Annotated in this window: 1 pseudogene; it reads right to left on the bottom strand. The window is 62.2% G+C overall.

The window, feature by feature from the left end:
• Positions 1–1306 (bottom strand): annotated as a pseudogene (locus AB0I04_RS55145) (IS701 family transposase); the annotation flags it as partial.
• Positions 1307–1374 lie beyond the last annotated feature (68 nt).

The raw sequence follows: 1374 nt of genomic DNA, 5'->3' as shown, positions 1-1374 counted from the left end.
TACTGCAACGACAGGTCGTGATGCCTGCGTCTCTTGTAGTGGCTGATGCGAGCGCGGGTTTGGCTTGTCCGTCGCCAATTCGACCAGTGAACGATGTGGTCGATCGTGTAGGTCAGGGGTTCTGTTATCCGATTCCACAGGCGGCGGATCTCGTTGGCGGACAAGGGAATCAGCTCGCTGCCGCCGCTGAATGTAGATCCCCTTTTTTCGCGGTGTCCCGGGTGATCACCAGAAACGCCGCCGCGGCCATGGAAAGGGTGATGTGCCGGTACCAGGCTTGATAACCGCGGACCTGGTAGTGATCCAGGCCCGTCTCGTTCTTAGCGGTCTGGAAGGACTCCTCGATGGCCCAGCGCGTACCGGCAACGCGCACCAGCTCTCCGATCGTGGTGCAGGCCGGTCCGAAGCAAACGTAGTAAGCGATCTCGGTAGGGTCACTGATCGAGCGTCGGGCCAGCAGCCAGTGACCCCAATTTGGACGGCGCAATGGGCGAATATCGATCGCGGCCCAGTCATAGATCCTCTGCCCGTGCGCGCCATCGCCGCAGCTCAACCGCTCCCATGCCTGGGCCGGAAGCTGAGCGACGAGGCGATCGACGCGGACCTTGGTCATCTGCATCGACACCACCATGGCGTTCTTGGCGACCGCCATGACGTGCGCGATATCCATGCTCTCCAACCACATACGGAGTTTCGTGTCCGAGCCGTAGGCTTCATCACCGGTGACCCATCCGAACGGCACGCCGGCATCCACAGAACGAGCGATCATGTTCCGTGCGAGCACGGGTTTGGTCGCAAACCGCACCTCATCACCGATCCCTGCCTGCCGGCACCGCTTGCGGTCATCGGTCCACTCTTTAGGCAGGTACAACTCTCGGTCGATCAACGCACGCCCCCGCGACGAGGCATAGGCCAAGAATACTCCGATCTGGCTATTCTCGATCCGGCCTGCGGTTCCGGAGTACTGGCGCGCCACTCCGGCAGATTTGGTGCCCTTCTTCACAAATCCCGTCTCGTCGACGATCAGCACGCCGTGCTCCGCATCGCCGAGCGCCTCAACAACCGCGGCGCGGACGTCATCACGCACGCCGTCGGTGTCCCAGGCATAGAAGTTCAAGAGGCGCTGCATGCGTTCGGGGCCGGTCTCTCCAGCAGCCTCGGCCAGCGTCCAACCGTTCTTCCGCTCCGCCTCACTCAGCAATCCCCGCACGTAGGCACGCATCTGCCGCCGTGACTCCACCCGCGGAAACCGAGCCGCGAACCGGCCCACGAACGCGGTGAACCCCGCCGACCATCCAGCTGCCATCTCCGCCAACATGCCAAGATCAACTACCAGTGCGACAGCTCAGGTTACAACCTGTCGTTGCAGTACTA

Origin of the sequence: Actinoallomurus sp. NPDC050550 (assembly GCF_040655075.1) — a bacterium.
In the GTDB taxonomy this organism is placed as follows: Bacteria; Actinomycetota; Actinomycetes; order Streptosporangiales; family Streptosporangiaceae; genus Actinoallomurus.
The sequence above is the reverse complement of the archived record's forward strand: the minus strand, read 5'-3'. Positions and strand labels throughout refer to the sequence as shown.